Origin of the sequence: Variovorax monticola, assembly GCF_051216855.1 — a bacterium.
Taxonomy (GTDB): Bacteria; Pseudomonadota; Gammaproteobacteria; order Burkholderiales; family Burkholderiaceae_C; genus Variovorax.
In genome coordinates this window covers 337,103-352,231 of record NZ_JBPJZP010000007.1, presented here as the reverse complement: position 1 = coordinate 352,231, position 15,129 = coordinate 337,103, and the positions used below count along the sequence as shown (strand labels likewise).

The window sequence follows — 15,129 nt, the reverse complement described above, 5'->3', positions numbered from 1 at the left end:
CGTCACCGGAGGGGCTATTCGGTTTGGTATAGCGTGGTCACGGTCGCGAAGTCGCGCCCGTTCTGCTCCACGTTCACCTGGAACGGCACGCTCTCGCCCGGCGCGATGGCCGGCAGGTTGTCCACCAGCTTGAAGCCCGTGAGCTGCCCGCTGCGGTCGCGCAGACTCACCCACAGGCGCACCTTGCCGACGATGCCCTCGCCCGGGTTCTTCACGCTGCCCGTCACCTGCACGCTCTTGTAGCTGAAGCGCTGGCTGAAGTTGAGCAGCACGCTGCCGGTCTCCGCCTTGGTGCCCGTCACCTTCACCTCCATGGGCTTGCGCGGGCCCGGCAGCGCGGCGCGGCGCATGGGCTTCCATTCGATGCGTGTCTGGGTGATGCGCTCCATGTCCTGCGGCTCCAGGAAGATCGGGAAGCGCTCGCCCGGATACAGATACGCCAGCCCCGCGATGTTCGTGGTGCCGTGGAACTTGTCGCCGCTGAAGCGCGAGATCACGCCGCCGGGCGCGAGCACCACCGCGTCGGCGCTGCGGTTGACCAGCTCGCCCAGGAACAGCCGCTGCTGGATGTTGTTGCGCCCGTCGACCAGCGGCAGCAGCTCGAGCTGCCTGTCGTCGAAGCGCTCGCTGTCGTCGGCCAGCAGGTCGTCGGTGCCCAGGCGCAGGTCGGGGTTGAAGCTCTCGGGGCCGCCGGCCGTGCGAATCACGCGGTCGATGCTGCGCACCGTGGTGCGCCCGCCCGAACTCTGGAGCGTGCTGTAGCCGATGCGGTAGTCCCACGCCGCGATGGCCGCCGCGCGGCCGAAGCGCGCAATGCTCACGTCCACCGAGGTCCGCGCGCCGGGCTGCAGCTCATTGGACTGGCCATAGCCGTGGCCGAAGCCGATCACCTGGCCCGCGTCGTCGTACAGCGTGGCCAGCACCTCGATGCCGCCGATCGAAACAGCGTCCTTGCGGTCGTTGCTCACGCGGCCCACCAGCCGCACCCGATCGCCCTGCTGGACCAGCCGCGCCCGCGTGAAGGCCAGGCGCGGCCCCTGCACCGCGTCGTAGGGCTCGCTCAGCTTCTGCACGCGCAATTCCTGCCGCGTGACGTTTTTGCCGCTGGGCATGTCGATGAGCGCGGGCGCGCTTTCGCCGGGCTCCAGCACGGCGATGGGCAGCGTCTCGCTGCGCTCGTCGAGGCGGCTGTCGCCGTCGTAGTACACGGCGCGCACGCTGGCGCGCGACAGCGGCTTTCCGGTGTCGTTTCGCGCCACCACCAGCAGCTTGGGTTGCGCGGAGCTGCCACTGCCCACGAGCACCTGGCGCGGTTCGCCGAGCTTCAGCCCGTCGGTCGGGATGGTGCGATCGACCAGCGCCGCGACCGCCGGCCCGCGAGCATCCGATGCATGGCGGGAACCGAAGAAGAACAGCCCCGCCACCTGGAACAACAGCACCGCGCCCAGCACGATGGCCACCGCGATGCCCGCCTTGCGCAGCATCAGCTTCTGACGCAACGCCCCTTCGGCCGCAAGCTGGCGGCCGGCTTCGTTCCTCACCTGATCGAGCACGCGCTCGAGCCGATCGGACACCTTGTCCTCCACCAGCGTGACCGAGCCGCAATGCGCGCAGGTGTATTCGTTCAGGCCCGTGCGCGTGAGCACGCTGCTGCCGCACTCGCCGCACTTGAGCGTCTGGAGGTCGATGGTCATGCGGCGCTTCTCACCAGCCGAAGGTGTCGGCGATATGCTCGGCCGCGCCGGTGCTGCCGAGCAACGGCGTGAGCCGTTCGATCAGGCGTGCCCGATGCACAGGGTCGACCTCGCAGTCGTCCTCGTCCGTGAAGATGTCGTCGCCCGCCTCGTCCCACACCTGGCCGACGGTGCCCAGGCACGCGGCCATCTCGAAGATGTCGGCAAAGAGCGGCCCGTTGTCTTTCCAGGCGCCCGCGCCATGCATCGCGAACTGGATCGCGCCCGTGCGCAGGTCGAAGATGAACGGGTCGGCGCCCTGGTCGGCCACCACCAGCCAGTGGTCGGGCCAGTCGCCCAGGCGCTCGCCGGTGATGCCCTGCCAGCGGTAGCCCGCCTGCAGTTGCCACAGGCGCGCGAGCGGCGGAATGCTGAAGGGGTTGCCGCTGGTCGGCACCGTGAGGCCCGCGTGGCCCACGCGCTCGTTGATCCACTCGCCCAGCGGGCCGACCTGTTCGTAGAAGGTGGCGATGGCCGGTGGCAATGCGAAGTCGCCGCGCCAATGCGCCGCGGCCGTTTGCGGTGCCAGCGCCCCATGGGGGGCCAGGGCCGCGCGGGCCTGTTCGATCGATGCCAAGGTGTGTTCTCCGTTCAAGGAATGCAGGCGGCGCGCCGTCGCGTGCGCGGTGCGTGTTCGATGCAGTGCGACGGCGGCAATGCCCGCGCGCTCACGCGGACGGGCCGCGCTTGCGCCATTGGCCGAGGTCGGCTTCGATGCGCTCGTCGATGCTGCCGCTCCATTGCGCGCCGAAGCCGGCCGCGCGCAGCAGCTCGACGATGCGACGGCCGAGCGCCACGGTGTTGGCTTCGCGCTGTTCGATCTCGGGAATCATCCCGCCGCTGAACGCCAGGTGCAGGCGGCCGGTGCGCACTGCGGTGTCCAGGTCCTGCGCGTGATAGAAGCAGCAGCCGCGAATGCCCGAGTCCTGGCGGCCTGCGGCGCGCCACTGTTCGCGCACGTCGTCGTGGCCGTCGGCGAGCGTGTTGCCCGCGCGGTGCAGCGCAATGATCTTTTCGCCGCGCAACTGCGCGAACACCGCTTCGAGCCGGTCGTACTCGGTGTGCACGGGCCAGCCGGCCTCGTCGGCACGCTTGGCGGCGCAGGCACGCGCGGTCTCGGCCTTCACCCAGGCCCGGTCTTCTGCGGTGAGCTCGTCCGGATCGAGGTACTCGTCGGTGATCATCCATTCGACATCGGCGTCTGGATGGAAGCCGCTCCACACCAGGTCGTGGATGCGTCCGCGCGTGTCTTCGGGGGCTAGAGTGAGGGCCATGCGTGTGGGGCTGCCGCCTCGGCGGCAACGGATCATGCTTTCTTGTTTGCGGGCGGAAACGCCTTCGTATTTTCGCCCACCGCCCCACGGTGGCGCAGTAATGCAAAAGCATGAAGGCTTGAGCCCCTCGCCTGCGCGTCGCGATCATGAAGGATGCGCCCCGGCAAGGCAATGCGCCCTTTGGCGGAGGCCGGGTCAAAGGACATCGACGCCGCGCGACTGGCTATGCTCGGCGGCTCTTCATGCCGCAGCGCCATCCTTCCACCGACCTGACGCCTTCCGTCGGCCTGCCGCCGCTGGAAGCGCACTTGCCCACCGAGTGGACTTCCGCTGCGCCACAGGCCACCGAACGCGCGCAGAAACCGATCGCCGACTGGATCGCCTGGCTGATCGCGCTGGCGGTGCTGCTGTTCTTCGCGACGTTCGGCTTCCAGGCAACCACCTGGGCGCTGCGCGGTGGCTGGCATTGGCTCTGGATGGCGGTCGGCCCACCGGTGTTCGGCATTTTTTCGGTGACGAGCGTGCGGCTGGTCGTGGGCCGGCTGCGCGAGCGCCGGCGGATTCGCGTGGCGCTTGCGAACATGTCGCTGGAGCGTGGCGAAGGCTTTCGCGTCGGCGAGCCGCTTGCCGTGCGCCTGCGTGCAACGGTGGCCGCCGCCCAGGACGGCGAGCGCACGGTGGCACCGCAGCGCATCGTGATGCGCCTGGTGCGGCGCTCCCTCCCCGGCACGGTCGAAGGCGGCGGGGCGCTGGTGGACGAATGTTGCGACGAAGCCGTCGCGCATCGGGAGGATGCGCGCGAGGGTCGGCTGCTCTATGCCTGCGAACTGTGCGCGCGCCCGGCACCTGCCGCCGATGCGGCCGATGCTGTGCAATGGTCGGTCGAACTGCACGACACCGCCGTGGAGGGCGGCGCGCCCTTCGTCGTCGCGGCGCTGCGGCTGCTGCCGGCGCGCTGACTTGGCGCTGCGCGCCCGAGGCAAGGCCGGAAGCGGCACGGCACACGCAAAAAAAGACCGGGCCCTGCTTTCGCGAGGCCCGGTCTTCGTGTCCGGATCGGGGCCCGCTTTCAGCGGGCACCACACCGACGATTACAGCGGCAGTGCGTCGCCGTGGGCGGCAGCGCGGGCTGCGGCACGCACTGCACCGCGGTCCACCGAGCTGGCCACGATCGGCGCGACACCAGCGGAAGCGCCTTCGGCATACGGGTCGGCGGTGTGGGCTGCGGCAACGGCTTCGGCGCGGACGACGGCGCGGTTGGCTACCGACACGGTCACCGGTGCCGGGCCGGCGTTGGCACCGGTGGCGTAGGGGTTGGCGCTGTGCGCGGCAACCACGGCCTGGCTGGCCACGTCGGCGCGGCTGGCGCCCGAGGTCAGAGGGTGCACGCCGTTGTAGGTTTCAGCGTGTGCGCCACCGGCAACGGCCAGCAGGGCGAGGGCGACGGCGGAGAGGAGCTTCGAGGCGGTCATTTTGATTTCCTTCAATTCGTTTGTTCTTGCTTGCACTTGGATGATGTCGAACCGGTCTTGGGTGGGTCACCGTCCCTGCGGGGGGGCGGCCACCTCGCTCGGGGCCCTGTTCATCCAGATCAGCTTGGGGGCCGGTCTGTGAATGAATTGTGCTCCCGCATCTAAGTAAAAACCCTTATTGAACAGAACCACGGTGTTCACACTCTGGAAACAATCACCCGATTCAAAGGTGGATTCCGGCCTTGCCGTAGAGTGGCCGGATGCGCGCCCCGGACCTCTCCACCCTGCCTTCCATCTCCCCGTGGGGCACCCCCGGCACCGTCTTCGACGGTCTCGCGGGCGCATGGCATCTGGAACGAACCATCGAAGGCCAGGCATCGATGACGGGCATTGCGGTTTTCAGCCCCTTCGAGGCGGGCCTGCTGAAGTACCGCGAAGAGGGCCGCATCCGCCTGGCCGACGGCAAGGAGTTCGACGGGCACCGCGAATACCTGTTCGAGCGCACCCCGGACGGCTTCCTGGTTCACTTTGCCGAGACCCCGCCGCGCCTGTTCCATCCCATCGCGGTGGTGCGCGACGGCAATGCGCTCGCCGGGTCGGCCGTGCACCTGTGCACGAGCGACACCTACGACAGCAGCTACCGCTTCCTGGCGGACGGCACCTTCGGCATCCGCCACACGGTGCGCGGCCCGCGCAAGGACTATCTGTCGGCCACCGTCTTCAGGCGGCGGGACGGGTAACCCGGGTCGCCTGGACGATCAGTCGCGATCGAGCCGCCAGCCCGGCATGCCGCGCATGACAGTCTGCACGAGCATGGCGCAGATGCCGCACTTGACCAGGTCGCCCGGAATGAAGACCAGCATGGCCAGCGCGGCCTGCGGCAGCGACATGTGGGCGACCCACGAGAGCCCGGCGATGCCGACGGCGTAGACCACCAGAATCCCGCCGACCACCGACGACAGGAAAGCCGCCGCCAGCAACGGCAGGCCCGTTGCGCCCGCCATGCGGCGCACGGCCAGGCGCATCAGCAGGCCGCAGGTGAACGCACCGAACATCCAGCCGAACAGGAAGCCCGACGTCGGCCCCACGAAAACGGACAACCCGCCGCGCCCGCCCGGCAGCAGCGGCAGGCCGAGCGCAACCGCCAGCAGGAACAGCGCCATGGCCAGGAAACCGCGGCGCTGGCCCAGCAGGCAGCCCGCCAGCATCACGCCCAGCGACTGCAGCGTGATCGGCACGCCGAACGGCAGGTCGATCTTCGGAATCAGGCCGAACACCGCCATCAGCGCGGCGAACAGCGCGATGTACGAGAGCGAACGGGACGAAGTGAGGGAGCCGGTGGTGGTGGTCATGGCGGTCGCAATCGATAAGAGGAAGAAAAGTCAGCGCCCGAGCCGCGCGGCCAGCGCGTCGGCCACGCGTTCGGCCGTCTGCAGCGTGCGGATGGTCAACGGCGCCAGCAGCCGCAGGCCGCCGCCGTGGCCGGTGCGCGCGCGGTAGGCGTCGTCCAGGCGCTGCCACTGCACGTAGAAATTTTCGGCGAAGCGCAGCATCAGGCCAAGGCCCAGCGCGATGCGCTCGGTCGGCACGCCCAGCCGCTGCAGCGGATGCAGCACGGCCTCCAGCACCGCCAGCAGGTCTTCGAAGCGGGTGGTGAGCGTCAGCATCAGCGCCAGCGTGGCCGCGCTGGCCAGGCGCAGCGCGCTGGCCACGCCGAGCGGCGTGGTGCCCATGGCCCAGTGGAAGCCGACGATCATCGCCCCGGCGACGGCCACGCCCAGCAGCATGCGCACGCGGCGCCATGCCGGCCGCCCGAGCGACGCGAAGAGGGCCAGCACCGCCGCACAGGCCACGGCCAGCACCACGGGCCGCTCGACCAGCACCAGCAGCGTGCCGCACGCCGACAGCACCGCCAGCTTGACCCACGCCGCGATGGCGTGCATCCACGTCGGCTGGTCCGAATAGAGGCTACGCACGGCGGGCCCGCTCCCCTGCGGCGCGCTCGCGCACGTTCTCGGCATAGGCCTCGCACACGTCCCGGCCCGGGCCGTCGGCGCGCACCTTGCCTTGTTCGAGCCACAGCACGCGCTCGAAGTCGTGCACGTGCGCGAGCAGGTGCGTGGACAACACGATCTGCTGGTCCGTGGCCTCGAGTTGCGCCGAGAGCCGCGCCTGGCTCAGCAGGTCGAGGCTGGCGAAGGGCTCGTCGAGCAGCAGCGTGGCGGGCTGGCCGATCTGCAAGGCCAGCAGGCACACCTGCTGGCGCTGCCCCTGGCTCAGCTCGCCGATCGCGCGACCGGCCCAGTCCTGCAACCCGCGCTGCGCAAGAAAGTCGCGTGCCTGCTGCCGCGCGGCCTGCCGCGTTTCACCGCGCGCGGTGAGGCTGAAGGCCAGCTCTTCGGCCACGGTGGGAAAGATGATCTGGTCGTCGGGGTTCTGGAACATCAGGCCGACGTGCGTCGACAGCTGCCTGCGGTCGGTCTGCGTGTCGCAGCCGTGAACGACCACGCGCCCCTGCTGCGGCTGATCGAGCCCGGCGATCAGGCGAAACAGGCTGCTCTTGCCCGCGCCGTTGTCGCCGACGAGGCCGATGCGCGCCTCGTCGAGGCCGAGCGTCAGCCCCTCGAAAACGTGCTGGCTGCCGCGCACCAGCGTGACCGCCTCGAGGCGGATGCTGTGCGTGGCGCGGGGTTCGGGCGGGGTGGGCTGCGGCAAGGGGCGCCCACTGTACCCGAAGCACCGCGGCGGGCCGGCATGGCCGGCAGCCGCCTGTGCGGCCGGGGTGCGCCGCACACCTGCAGGTTCGTTCAAGCAGAAAGCGGCTACCGCGCCGCGCGGTCACTTGACGCCGTAGCGCCGCGCCGCCCTCAGCGCCACCAGGCTCACCAGCACGCCGAAGGCCACGTAGAACGACGGCGCGATCTTGCTGCCCGTGGCCGTGATGAGCCAGGCGCTGATGAACGGCGCGAAGCCGCCGAAGATCGCCACGCCGAAGCTGTAGCTCACCGACAGCCCGGTGCCGCGGGTGGCCGCCGGAAACAGCTCGGACATCGCCGCCGAGATCGGCCCCCAGTACGCCGAGGCCACCACGCCCATGGCGGTGAGCGCCAGCATCAGCGCCGGCACCGACGGATGGTTCACCAGCAGGTAGAACAGCGGCACGATCATCACCCCCATGACCAGGGCCGCGCCGCGCATGATCGCCACGCGCCCCACCCGGTCCGACAGGCTGCCGAACAGCGGCACCAGCGCGAACTGCAGCACGCCGAACCAGAAGGTGCCCGCGAAGGCCATGGTCGCGGGCAGGCCCAGCTGGCGCACCGCGAAGGTGGGCATGAACAGCCCCGTGTACGCCACGATGGTGGCCAGGATGATGAGTCCCATGGCCGTCAGCGTGCGCCCGCGCTGGTCGACCAGCGTGGTGCGCACCGGCGTGGCTTCCTGCGCCGCGCGCTTGAACTCCTGGCCCTCGTCCAGGTGGCGGCGGATGTAGAGGCCGGCCGGCCCGATCAGCAGGCCGAAGAAAAACGGAATGCGCCAGCCCCACGACAGCAGCTGCTCGGGCGTGAGCAGCGTGCTGAGCGCCATGCCGAAGCCCGCCGCCAGGAAGGTGGTGATGCCCTGGCTCGCGAACTGCCAGCTGGCGAAGAAGCCGCGCCGGCGCGGGTCCTGCTCGGCCAGCAGCGCGGTGGCGCTGCCGAACTCGCCGCCCGCGGCAAAGCCCTGCAGCAGCCGCGCCGCGATCACGAGCCCCGGCGCCCACAGCCCGATCTGCGCGAAGGTCGGTGACACCGCGATCAGCAGCGTGCCGCACAGCATGAGCGCCATCGACAGCGTCAGCGCGTTCTTGCGTCCCCGCGCGTCGGCGTAGGCGCCGAGCACCAGCGAGCCGACCGGGCGCATCACGAAGGTCACGCCGAAGGTGCCCAGCGTGATGAGCAGCGACACGCTCTCGTTCTCCGCCGGAAAGAACAGCTTGGAGATGGTCACGGCCAGGAAGCCGTAGATCACGATCTCGAACCATTCCAGCGCATTGCCGATGGAGATGGCGGTGATGACCTTGAGCGTGCTTTGCCGGGCGGCGGGTGTGGCGGGGTCGGCGGGGTCCGCGGATTCGGACAGGGCGGCGGTGCGTGGTGCGAGGGTGCTCATGGTGCTGCGTGCTCCAGGGATGGTTGAACCGGAAGGTCCGTGCCCGCGGCGGGCCGGACGCCGAAGTGATGCAGCACGTTGCGCAGCACCCCTTCGAAACAGGGATCGACACCGAGCACCCAGCTCGCGCCGACGGCACCGGCGTTGAACACGCGGCCGCCGCGCGGGCGCTCCCAATAGATCATCTCGGCCGAGAGCCCGTCGAGCGACTCGGTCACGTTGGAGAAATAGTCCAGGTACGCATCGAGGCGGCCCGGTTGCAGCCGACGCCCCTGCGCGATGACCTCGATGCCGCGCTGCGCCTCGGGCAATTGCTCGCCGGCCGGCAGCACATGCGTCATGCGGCGCAGCGTGGCCACGCTCAGGTCCCACTCGTGGCCGATGGCGCGTGGCAGCCCGCCGCCCGGCGCATGGCCGAAGGTGGCGCCGTCGGTCAGCCCCAGCGCATGCGGCTGCGTGAACAGGAAGTGACCGGGCTGCGTCGCGTGGTACACGCCGAAGTCGCTGCCGTCCGCAAAGGCCCAGCCCGCCGACTCCAGCCCGATGAGCTCGGCGCACGAACGCCCGGCCTGGCGAAACTGGCCGCCGCGCGCCCAGTCCTGCGCGTGGTACTGCTCGCCGAAGGGGCCCGCGGGCGGGCGGACCTTGGCAGCCTGTTCGGCGTCTTCGGTGTCTTTGCCGTCTTGGTCTTGCGGCCCGAGCACCTTGCGCTGCTCCATCACCGTGCCCTCTTCGTCGTAGCTCACACGCAGGTACATGGTGTTGCCCGACAGCACGATGGCCGTGCCGCCGCCGCACAGGTAGTCGTCCAGCCCGTCGCACGCCGGCAGCGACCAGTACTCGCTGTGGCCGTTGACGATCACGGTCCTGTAGGCCTTCAGCAGGCCCGGGTCGCGGTGCAGGTCGAGGTCGCTCACCACGTCGTAGTCGTAGCCGGCCTGGTCGAGCCACACGTGCAGGCGGCGTTCCAGCCGGGTCCATTGGCCGAAGCCCGCGTCGGCCGGGTCGTACAGCGCGTTGGGGCTGGCGTTGGGCCACGGCATGCGCAGGCCGACCTGGTAGCTCGGCTGGCCGCCGCGGTGGTACGTGTAGCTGCTGTACGCGGGCGCGCCGGGGTGGCTGTTTTCCAGGCCGGCCGACCGCCGAGGCCAGACCGGGTCGCTCGCCACGTTCTTCGCGAAGGGCGTGCTCGCATAGGCCAGCCAGCTGTTGGTGGCGCACAGCACCAGCACCGGCGCCGCGGCCTGGTGGGCGGCGCGGCGCACGATGAAGGTGATGTCGTAGTCGGCGCTGCGGCCGTCGAGCAAAAACCGCACGCGGCCCACGTACACGCCGGACTTCGCGCTCGCCGGAATGCGAAAGGCATGGCTCTCGGGCCAGCGGCAGTCGTACAGGTCGTCGCTGGCCAGCCGCAGGCCGTGGCCGCGCGTGGGGTCGGCCAGCGGGTCGTAGCCGTCGTCCGAAAACTCGTGCACGCGCCGCGGCTCGAAGGCCGGGCCGACGATCATCCAGGTGCCGTGGTTGACGATGCGGCCGGTGCGCTGGTACCCGCTGGCGTCGGCCACCGTATCGCCGCGCTCCTCGCGCAGCGGCCAGCACGCCAGCACCGTGCGCCCGCGCGGCGTGTGCAGGCCGCGGTCGGCGAAACGCGCGCGCACCTCGTCGGGCCGCAAGGCGTGCGAATAGATGGCGGGCATGACGATGTCGCCCTCAAGGAACGCATCCGCCAGGCCGTCGACGCCGCTGCTGCCCAACCGCAAGGGGGCGCGCCCCGGCTGCACGGGGCCGGCGAAGGACCCGCGCGCGACCGCTTCGCCGTCGACCCACAGCACCGTCTCGCTGCCGTCCCAGGTGGCCGCCAGGTGGTGCCAGCGCCGGGGGTGCAACACGCCGCCCGCGAGCCGGCCTTGCGCGCGGAACGCACCGCCGTCGCCGAGATGGAACGCCGCGCGCCCGTCTTCATCGACGAACAGCCCGTAGCCGCAGGCGCCCGGCAGGTCGAACTGGCCGATGACGCTCTGGCGCGTGCCCGTGCTCCACACCTGCACCCAGCACTCCAGCGTGAGCGCGCGCAGCGGCTGGTCGAGCCCGCGCGCCACCTGCACGTACGAACCGGGATGGATCGGATGCGCGCGCGCGGGCGAAGGCGCGAAGGCGTGCAGCACCGTGTCGGCCGAGCGGCCCTCGACGTCGGGGCCGAGCTGGCACACCGACAGCGTGTACGGCACGTCGCTGCTGAGGTGAAAGCGCACCGTCTCGCCGGCGGCCACGCTCTTGCGGTCGGTGTAGCCGTGCACGCCGGGCACGTGCAGGCTGCGGTGAGGTGGGAGCGTCTGCGGCATCGGGGTGGCCTCCATCACGCGGAGGTGGCCATGCCCTGGGCCGCGACTTCGTTCGCCAGGTCGCGCAGCGAGCGCTCCAGCAGATCGGCCAGCTCGTCGATCTCCGCGGGCGTGATGGTCAGCGGCGGCGTGATCATCTGGAAGTCGCCGAAGGCGCCCAGGTTGGCGCGCCGGTTGTACAGCGCGATGCCGTGCTTCAGACCGTGCCCGGTGAGCCGCGCCGGCGCGTTGAAGCTGGCCGGCAGCTGCCGCTTTGTGGCCTTGTCGGCCACGATCTCGATGGCGGTGAACAGCCCCTTGCCGCGCACGTCGCCCACGATGGGCGAGCGCCCGGCGACCTCGCGCAGGCGGGCCATCAGCAGTTCGCCCATGTCGCGCGCGCGGGTCACCAGGTCCTGCGCGATCACCTCGCCCACCACCGCATTGGCCACCGCGCACGACAGCGGGTTGGTGAAGTAGGTGTGGCCGTGCACGAAGCCGCCGCTGGCGGCGACGGCGTCGACGATGCGGTTGGGTGCGAGCATGGCGCCCAGCGGGGTGTAGCCCGCGGCCAGTCCCTTGGCCAGCGTGACGAGGTCGGGCCGCGCGCCGGCCCAGTGGTGCGCGGCCAGGAAGGCGCCGGTGCGGCCCGCGCCGCTCATGATCTCGTCGTAGATCAGCAGCACGCCGTGGCGGTCGCAGATTTGCCGTACGCGCTGGAAGTAGCCCGCGCCCGACACCACCGCGCCGGTCGACAACCCGCCGATGGGCTCCAGGATGAAGGCCAGCACGGTGTCGGGCCCTTCGCGCACGATGGCGGCCTCGAGTTCGTCGGCGCAGGCCATGGCATGCGACTCGACCGTGTGGCCGTCGGGCACGCGGTACGACAGCGGTGCGGCCACCTTCGGCATCTCGCGCACCATCGGGCCGTAGAGGGATTGCGTGTGCGCGTCGCCCGTGACGGCCAGCGCGCCCAGCGTGGAGCCGTGGTAGCTCGGGTTGCGCGAGATGACCTTGGCGCGGCGCGGCTGGCCCGTGACCACCGCGTACTGCCGCGCCAGCTTGAGGGCCGACTCGTTGGCCTCCGAGCCGCCGGAGACGAAGAAGGCGCGGTCGAAGCCCTCGCCGGCCAGCTTGCACACGCGGTCCGCCAGCTCGATGCTGTGCTCGCTCTCGAAGAAGCGCGGGTAGGCGAACGTCACCTGCGCCGCCTGCGCCTGCATGGCCGCCAGCACGCGCGGGTTGCCGTGGCCGATGTTGGCGACCACCGCGCCGGCCGTCGCGTCGAGGAAGCGGCGCCCGCCCGCGTCCCACAGGTAGATGCCTTCGCCGCGCGCGATGCGCGGCGGCCGGGGCGTGCCCTTGGCGGCGTAGAAGCCGAGCACGGAGCCGCCCTGCGGCGTGTCGCCCACGGTGCGGGCGGCGTCTTCGATCGTGGCGCTCATCGGTGAAATTCCATTCGCATGTCTTGAACGGCCCGACGATAGGCACGGCCCGCCCACATGGGTAGACGTATGGAGCGATGAAGTGCTATACGTCTGGCGCATGAAGAACACCCACGACCGGCTCGACCTGCTCGACACCTTCATCAAGATCGGCGAGAGCGGATCGCTCAGCAGGGCGGCGCGCCTGCTCGGCACCACGCAGCCCACGGTGAGCCGCCGCCTGCTGGAGCTGGAGCGCCTGCTGGGCTGCAAGCTGGCCATTCGCAACACGGCCAACTTCTCGCTCACCGACGAGGGCCGCTCGCTGCTGGCCGAGGCGCACGACCTGACCGACCGCTGGTCGGGCCTGTCGCAGCGGCTCCAGGGCGGGCAGAGCCGGCCCGAGGGCACGCTGCGCGTGATCGGCCCGTCGGGGTACGGCACCGGCTTTCTGACCGACGCGGTGACCGACCTGCGCGCCGCGCATCCGCAAGTGCGCGTGGAGCTCACGCTGACCGATCGCGTGGTCGACCTCGCGGCCTCCGGCGCCGAATGCTGGGTGTGCGTGGGCGAGGTGCGCGACCCCGGGCTGGTGAGCCGGCCGCTGGGCCGCATGGAACGCGTGCTGATCGCCACGCCCGCGCTGCTCAGGCGCATCGGCCCCGTCACGCTGGCGCGGCTGCCGCAGCTGCCCTGCGTGGGCCTGGTGCCGTATGTGACGGGCAACGTGCGCCTGATCGACCGCGGCGGGCGCTCCCGCATGGTGGCGCTGGACACGCCCATGCGCACCGACAGCCTGCTCGCAAGCTACCGCGCGGTGCTCAACGGCGCGGGCATCGGCGCGGCGGCGCCCTGGATGTGCCACGACGACATGCAGGCCGGCCGCCTGAAGCGCGTGCTGCCGAACTGGTGGCTGGAGCCGATCGGCGTGTACGTTGCGCTGCCGCCGGGGCTGTACCGGCCGGCGCGCGTCACGGCGTTCATCGAGGCGCTGCGCTTGCGCATGCACGCGCTGCCGGGGTTCCGGCCCGCGTGATCGACCCGACCTACGTCAGCGCGACCACCGGGTAGCGCCGCCACGCGGCCTCCGCGTGGCGCTGCCCGTGCGCGAACAGAAAGCCCAGCACCGCCTGCGGGTCGGACAGCTTCTCGGGGTGGTCCACCTTCCACTGTTCGAACGCGCGTTTCAACGCGGGCTCGTCTTGCAGCATCTGCATCGCGGTGTCTTCGAAGACGTAGTCAGAGAAGGCCTCTTTCTTATCCAGCACGCTGTTGAAGAAGCCCCAGCGAAAGAAACTGTCGTGGGCTTCGGGCTCCAGCGTCTCCACCACGTAGCGCGCTTGGGGCTGGTCCAGCGACACCCACACGTCGCCCGCGCGCGCCTGGAAGGCCTCGGTGTGCGCGGCGAGCACCACCTGGTCGTGGAACATGCGGCCTTCATAGGCGTTCGCGCGGGAGGTCACGCTCTGCACGCGATAGACCCGGGCCGCGTCGAACAGCCGGTCGGCATCGAGGCGCCGCAGCGCGACGCCGTTCCACGCCAGCCGCTCGATCACTTCGCGCCAGGCCTGCGGCACCAGGTAGGCCTTGGGTGCGGCGACCGCCACGTCTTCCACGCAGCGGTCGAAATGCACGATGTCCTTCTCCCACGGCTGGTTGCGGTCGTAGGCCAGGCGCTGGTAGCTGCCGAGCTGGCTGGGCGTGCGAACCGCCTGGTAGCCCTTGAAGCGCAGGCTGGCCGGGCGGGCGTGGTCGTTGCGCCATGTCAGCGGCCAGCGCGCCTGCTGCGCGGCGGCGGCACGGGCGTCGCGGCGCAGCGCCTGGATGCGCGCCGCATGCGCCACGGTGAACGCCAGCACCACGTCCACCAGCGTGCGCATGGCGGCCACGCGGTCGGCGTAGGGCTTGAGCATGTGGGTCTCGGGCATGAAGCCGATGGTGTGGTGCAGCGCGGCGTAGCCGGTGGAAAAGCGCGGCAGGTCGAGAAAGTCCTCGATGCCGTCGTCCGGCGTCTCGCCCAGCAGGTTCACGTACGGGCAGGTGGGCCAGCCGCGCTGCGCCATGTCGCCGTAGATGGCGGGCAGCATGTGCTCGCGCAGGAAGCCGCCCAGCGCGCCGCCCAGCTTGTCGGGCTGGGTCGGGATCAGCGTCATGGTGCAGGCGTAGTCGGCGCCGTTCGACGTGTGGGTGTCGACCATCACGTCGGGGTCCCATGCGGTGAAGAAGCGGTTGAACACCTGCGCGGCCAGGCTGTCGCACTTGATGAAGTCGCGGTTCAGGTCCAGGTGCAGGCCGTTGCCGCGAAAGCCGAAGGACTCGGGGCCGAGCTGGTTCACCCGCGAGGTGCTCTGGCGGTTCACGCAGCCGTCCACGTTGTAGACCGGGATGAACAAAAAGACCGTGTCGCCCAGCGCCGCCAGCCGCTCGGCCTGCGTGCAGAAGTCGCGCACCAGCGCCATGCAGGTGTCGATGCCCTCGGGCTCGCCGGGGTGGATGCCGTTGTTGTTGAAGAACACGGGCCGGCCCTGCTGCTGGAGCGCCTCGCGCTCGAACATGCCGTCCGCGGTGACCACGCCGGCATGCATGGGCACGCCGGTGTCGGACACGCCGATCTGGCGCCACCGCAGCACGCCGGGGAAGCGTTCGGCCAGGCCTTCGTAGAAGGCGATGCACTCGGCCCAGGTGGAGGTCTGGTTGCCGTTGCCGCTTTCGAAGGGCGTGCGGTACGAGGATGCAGCGGTCATGGCAAAGCT

14 protein-coding genes are annotated in these 15,129 nt (G+C 70.5%); 3 read left to right on the top strand and 11 right to left on the bottom strand.

Annotation, left to right across the window (positions count from 1 at the left end; genetic code table 11):
- Nucleotides 1-14 precede the first annotated feature (14 nt).
- The 3 genes from ACSFA5_RS25725 to ACSFA5_RS25715 all read right to left on the bottom strand — a co-directional run bounded on the left by ACSFA5_RS25725 (nucleotide 15) and on the right by ACSFA5_RS25715 (nucleotide 3,007).
- Nucleotides 15-1,694, bottom strand: coding sequence for an FxLYD domain-containing protein (locus ACSFA5_RS25725; RefSeq protein ID WP_435446880.1), 1,680 nt, complete (start codon nucleotides 1,692-1,694; stop codon nucleotides 15-17).
- Between the two features lie 10 nt (nucleotides 1,695-1,704).
- Nucleotides 1,705-2,310: a hypothetical protein gene (locus ACSFA5_RS25720; RefSeq protein ID WP_435446879.1), complete on the bottom strand. Its 606-nt coding sequence runs from the start codon at nucleotides 2,308-2,310 to the stop codon at nucleotides 1,705-1,707.
- A gap of 91 nt (nucleotides 2,311-2,401) precedes the next feature.
- Entirely contained in the window at nucleotides 2,402-3,007 is a 606-nt protein-coding gene (locus ACSFA5_RS25715; protein WP_435446878.1) for a DUF6891 domain-containing protein, read from the bottom strand.
- Between the two features lie 146 nt (nucleotides 3,008-3,153).
- On the opposite strand from ACSFA5_RS25715, the gene ACSFA5_RS25710 reads away from it, so the two are divergent.
- Complete coding sequence (locus tag ACSFA5_RS25710) at nucleotides 3,154-3,966, top strand: hypothetical protein (protein WP_435446877.1); 813 nt, start codon at nucleotides 3,154-3,156, stop codon at nucleotides 3,964-3,966.
- 132 nt (nucleotides 3,967-4,098) lie between these two features.
- Here ACSFA5_RS25710 and ACSFA5_RS25705 read toward each other — a convergent pair whose 3' ends face one another.
- A complete protein-coding gene (locus ACSFA5_RS25705; RefSeq protein WP_435446876.1) occupies nucleotides 4,099-4,479 on the bottom strand; it encodes a helicase SNF2 in 381 nt (126 codons plus the stop codon).
- Nucleotides 4,480-4,739: 260 nt separating this feature from the next.
- On the opposite strand from ACSFA5_RS25705, the gene ACSFA5_RS25700 reads away from it, so the two are divergent.
- Complete coding sequence (locus ACSFA5_RS25700) at nucleotides 4,740-5,219, top strand: DUF6314 family protein (protein WP_435446875.1); 480 nt, start codon at nucleotides 4,740-4,742, stop codon at nucleotides 5,217-5,219.
- 18 nt (nucleotides 5,220-5,237) lie between these two features.
- Here ACSFA5_RS25700 and ACSFA5_RS25695 read toward each other — a convergent pair whose 3' ends face one another.
- The 6 genes from ACSFA5_RS25695 to ACSFA5_RS25670 form a co-directional block, all read right to left on the bottom strand.
- The gene (locus ACSFA5_RS25695; RefSeq protein WP_435446874.1) at nucleotides 5,238-5,831 is read right to left on the bottom strand and encodes a biotin transporter BioY; all 594 of its coding nucleotides are present in this window, start codon (nucleotides 5,829-5,831) and stop codon (nucleotides 5,238-5,240) included.
- Nucleotides 5,832-5,861: 30 nt separating this feature from the next.
- Nucleotides 5,862-6,455: a CbiQ family ECF transporter T component gene (locus ACSFA5_RS25690; protein ID WP_435446873.1), complete on the bottom strand. Its 594-nt coding sequence runs from the start codon at nucleotides 6,453-6,455 to the stop codon at nucleotides 5,862-5,864.
- The gene (locus ACSFA5_RS25685; RefSeq protein ID WP_435446872.1) at nucleotides 6,448-7,194 is read right to left on the bottom strand and encodes an energy-coupling factor ABC transporter ATP-binding protein; all 747 of its coding nucleotides are present in this window, start codon (nucleotides 7,192-7,194) and stop codon (nucleotides 6,448-6,450) included. The genes ACSFA5_RS25690 and ACSFA5_RS25685 overlap by 8 nt, the downstream gene beginning before the upstream one ends.
- A gap of 123 nt (nucleotides 7,195-7,317) precedes the next feature.
- Nucleotides 7,318-8,631 (bottom strand): MFS transporter, encoded by a 1,314-nt coding sequence (locus ACSFA5_RS25680; protein ID WP_435446871.1) that lies wholly within the window; start codon nucleotides 8,629-8,631, stop codon nucleotides 7,318-7,320.
- Nucleotides 8,628-10,973 carry a N,N-dimethylformamidase beta subunit family domain-containing protein gene (locus ACSFA5_RS25675; RefSeq protein WP_435446870.1) on the bottom strand — a complete coding sequence of 782 codons (2,346 nt, stop codon included), beginning with the start codon at nucleotides 10,971-10,973 and terminating at the stop codon, nucleotides 8,628-8,630. The genes ACSFA5_RS25680 and ACSFA5_RS25675 overlap by 4 nt, the downstream gene beginning before the upstream one ends.
- A gap of 14 nt (nucleotides 10,974-10,987) precedes the next feature.
- A complete protein-coding gene (locus tag ACSFA5_RS25670; RefSeq protein WP_435446869.1) occupies nucleotides 10,988-12,397 on the bottom strand; it encodes an aminotransferase family protein in 1,410 nt (469 codons plus the stop codon).
- 100 nt (nucleotides 12,398-12,497) lie between these two features.
- Between ACSFA5_RS25670 and ACSFA5_RS25665 the strand changes: the two genes are divergently transcribed.
- A complete protein-coding gene (locus tag ACSFA5_RS25665; protein WP_435446868.1) occupies nucleotides 12,498-13,412 on the top strand; it encodes a LysR family transcriptional regulator in 915 nt (304 codons plus the stop codon).
- 10 nt (nucleotides 13,413-13,422) lie between these two features.
- On the opposite strand, the gene ACSFA5_RS25660 is transcribed toward ACSFA5_RS25665, so the two are convergent.
- Complete coding sequence (locus tag ACSFA5_RS25660; RefSeq protein ID WP_435446867.1) at nucleotides 13,423-15,120, bottom strand: M14 family zinc carboxypeptidase; 1,698 nt, start codon at nucleotides 15,118-15,120, stop codon at nucleotides 13,423-13,425.
- Between the last annotated feature and the right edge of the window lie 9 nt (nucleotides 15,121-15,129).